Here is a 3451-nt window from a genome sequence, read left to right as displayed (position 1 = left end):
GCGTACCTGCGCTACATGAAGAAGGCGCTGAACAACTGCGGCGACGTCGCACGTGCCGCGTTCGCGAAGATCGGCGTGCTGATGGCATCGGCGCGCCGCACCGAGAAGCCGCTGCACCCGACCAACCTGCACGTGAACCAGGCGCTGTTCCCGCGCGACACCGTGCAGTCGCGCCTGCCCGATCCGGAATGGCTCGAGCGCTGGCTCGACGAGCAGATCCGTTTCGACGGCGAGTGGGAAAAGAAGGTCGTCGAGCGGATTCTGCACAACCTGTCGATCCTGTTCGAGCGCACGTTCGCAACCGCGCAGGAGCTGAACCGCTACCGCCGCGAAGTGACCGCGCGGACGAACCGTGTGGCGGACGGCGTGGCGGACAGTGTGTAGCGGACGCGCGCGTCCAGTCGGGTAAAAGATGGAACCGATTCCGGGCGGTATGGCGGCGTCATGCATGCGGATTGCCGTTTCCGGTCGGCGGAATATTCATTTCCGGACATAATTGTTTCATCAATTTCCGGGAATGGCATGAATCAATTCAATTTCATATGTTTAGTATATTTCAATAAACATGAAATTGAGGATTTAAATAGTATTTCGCATGTATGTTGAGGTTGATTTTCTTTTCGCAATCCGGGAAATGAAGCGGGCTGTTTGCAAATTGAAATTATATTGTAGGTATTCAGGCATGATTCTGCAGTAGCGCCAGGAAGGGCACCGGAGCGCCTACTTACGCCCGTAATATCCTGTTTTTATGCGATTTTGCCGATCAACTTCCGCGCCGTTTTGCCAGCATGTTTATTTACAGAATCACTACTTCGGAATGGCAATGTAAGAATATCGGGCCGATGAAAAGCGATAGATAAATACGCGTGTCACGATTGAAAATAAGAATGATCTGCATCCATGCTTCAATATAAAATCGATTCCGAATCCAAAATAGGAGAAACGATTCAGGGAGACGAACGGCGACTTGCCTGTCGGTGGGTGCAACTTTGAGGCGGCGGTATGGCTAATGTGAGATTGGCAAAGCGATTGAGAAGTATGCCTTCGCTGGATTTCCTGAGAGGCTTCGAATGCGCGGCGCGTCATTTGAGCTTTACGCGTGCCGGGCAGGAACTGAACGTCACGCAATCCGCCGTGAGTCGGCAGGTCAAGGCGCTCGAGGAGCAGCTCCGGATCGAGCTCTTTCACCGGCACATTCGTTCCCTGACGCTGACCGACAAGGGGCGGGAGCTGTACGACGCGATTTCGTTCGCGTTGTCCGACCTGGAATCGGTGATCGGCAAGCTGTCGTCGAGTGTCGGCCAGCGCTCGATCTCGTTGTCGACGACGGTTTCGTTCGCGGCACTGTGGCTGATCCCGCGCCTCGGTTCGTTCCGCGCAAGCTATCCGGACATCGACGTGCGCGTATCGGCAACGAGCGAAATTGAAGATCTCAAGCGCAAACGTTTGCATCTGGCCGTGCGATATGCAGGGCCGTATACGTCGACGGACGAGACGGACGTGCTGTTTCGCGAGCGTGTCGTGGCGGTCTGCAGCCCGAGCCTGATGCCGGCGGCGGGCGATGCGGCGTCGATGAAGCCGGAGGACCTCGCCAGGCACGTGCTGCTGCATCTCGACGATCCGCGCGGCGAGTGGCCGTGGCACGGGTGGAGCCATCTGCTGAAGGAGCTGGGCGTGCCGCGCCTGCGGCCCGCCGGGGCACTGCATTTCAGCCAGTACGACCAGCTGGTGCAGGCGGCGGTCGACGGGCACGGCATCGCAATCGGGCGGCGGCCGCTGGTTGACGTGCTGTTGAAGCAGGGCCGGCTCGTCGAGTTGTTCGCGCATTGCACGGTCGCATCGGGAAGCTACATGCTGGTGCAGAACCCGGACGCATGCAACGAGTTCGATATCGCAGTGCTGACCAACTGGCTGCTCGAACAGGCACGTGATCCGCTCGCGTCGGATCAGGAACCTGCCGGCAGCAACGTGCTGCCGATGTATCGCGTCGGGTAGCACGGCCGTGTCGTCGCGGGTGCGGCGAGGGTGTCGAGCGGCAGCCCCGATGCGGGCACCAGTGCGATTCGTCATGCGTCTCGCCTGCTACCTGTGCGATGATGCGCCGCTTCGCGTCCGTTGCAGCACGCCGCTGACCGCGGCGCCCGGTTCAGGGCCGCTGCCGCTCGCGCCGACACCGGAGACGACATGCCCGCAGTGAACATTCATGGCAGTACCCTGCATTATCAGGATCACGGTACCGGGTTTCCGGTGCTGCTCGGGCACAGCTATCTGTGGGATGCGGCGATGTGGAGGCCGCAGATCGACGCGCTGTCGCGCCAGTACCGTGTCATCGTGCCGGACCTGTGGGGACATGGCGCGTCGGGCGCACTGCCCGAAGGCACACAGACGCTCGACGATCTCGCCGCGCAGGCGAGTGCGCTGCTCGACGCGCTGGAGATCGAACAATGCGCGCTCGTCGGGCTCAGCGTCGGCGGCATGTGGGGCGCGCGGCTCGCGTTGCGCGAACCGCAGCGCGTGCGCTCGCTCGTGCTGATGGATGCATCGCTCGAGGCCGAGCCCGAAGCGACGCGGCTGCGCTACTTCGGGATGCTCGACGCCATCGCCGCCGCGGGCCGTATCGCGCCGCTGCTGCTCGATGCGATCGTGCCGCTGTTCTTCCGGCCGGACGTCAATCTGGCAGGCCCGGTGCCGGCCGCGTTTCGCGACGCGCTGGCGAACCTGCCGGCCGACCGGCTGCAGCAATCGATCGTCCCGCTCGGCCGGCTGATCTTCGGCCGGCCCGACACGCTGTCGGCACTCGCCGAACTGGATGCCGGACGCACGCTGCTGATGTGCGGCGCAGGCGACATGGCGCGTCCGCCGTCGGAAACCGTGAAGATGGCGAGCGTGATCGGGTGCGCGCATGCGCTGGTGCCGGACGCCGGGCACATTTCGAATCTGGAGAATCCCGCGTTCGTCACGCGTGCGTTGCTCGACTGGTTCGACGCGCAACGGCTGACGGCAGGCTGACGCCGGCGCGTGTCGCGCGGCGTCACGTCACGTCACGTCACGCGAGCCCGCATCACGCGCGTTCGCTGACCGGCGTGAGCTTCCTGTCCCGCCCGCGCGCTTCTTCGGCGCTGCCGCGAACGAGGCTCAGCGCCTCCGCGCGGCTCGCCACGCACGGCGCGGAGCCGGGTATCTGACGCCTGTGCAGTTCGCTCGGGCGCACGATGCAAAGCAGCAGTTTTTTGACCCTGACCCAAGAAATAGTCCGGCGCAAAAGTAGAGAAATTCGGCATGATGTGTCCAAGCGGACACGAAGGTCATGCCATGAAGACGAGCAAGTTTACGGAAGAGCAGATCGCATTTGCACTGAAGCAAGCCGAGCTGGGTACGAAGGTCGAAGAAGTCTGCCGCAAGCTCGGAATTAGCGAGGCGACTTTCTACAATTGGAAGAAGAAATTCGGAG

3 protein-coding genes and 1 pseudogene are annotated in these 3451 nt (G+C 61.8%); all 4 read left to right on the top strand.

Features of this window, described 5'->3' with window-relative positions:
• Positions 1–384: pseudogene (locus B7G54_RS37615) on the top strand (ferritin-like domain-containing protein); the annotation flags it as partial.
• A 618-nt stretch (positions 385–1002) separates the two neighbouring features.
• Positions 1003–1995, top strand: a complete 993-nt coding sequence (locus B7G54_RS37610) for a LysR substrate-binding domain-containing protein (RefSeq protein ID WP_085043675.1) — start codon at positions 1003–1005, stop codon at positions 1993–1995.
• 189 nt (positions 1996–2184) lie between these two features.
• Positions 2185–3009, top strand: a complete 825-nt coding sequence (locus B7G54_RS37605) for an alpha/beta fold hydrolase (protein ID WP_085043674.1) — start codon at positions 2185–2187, stop codon at positions 3007–3009.
• Positions 3010–3312: 303 nt separating this feature from the next.
• Positions 3313–3451: transposase (locus tag B7G54_RS37600; protein ID WP_165765554.1), on the top strand; the 139-nt coding region annotated here is incomplete at its 3' end.

The sequence above is a fragment of the Burkholderia puraquae genome, assembly GCF_002099195.1.
Lineage (GTDB): Bacteria > Pseudomonadota > Gammaproteobacteria > Burkholderiales > Burkholderiaceae > Burkholderia > Burkholderia puraquae.
Note: the sequence above shows the minus strand (reverse complement) of the source record. Positions and strands in the feature narration are given on the sequence as shown.

What these genes read in the sequence shown, in the direction of transcription:
- B7G54_RS37610 (WP_085043675.1), top strand. Translation starts at nt 1,003, where the DNA reads ATGGCTAATGTGAGATTGGCAAAGCGATTGAGAAGTATGCCTTCGCTG.
- B7G54_RS37605 (WP_085043674.1), top strand. Translation starts at nt 2,185, where the DNA reads ATGCCCGCAGTGAACATTCATGGCAGTACCCTGCATTATCAGGATCAC.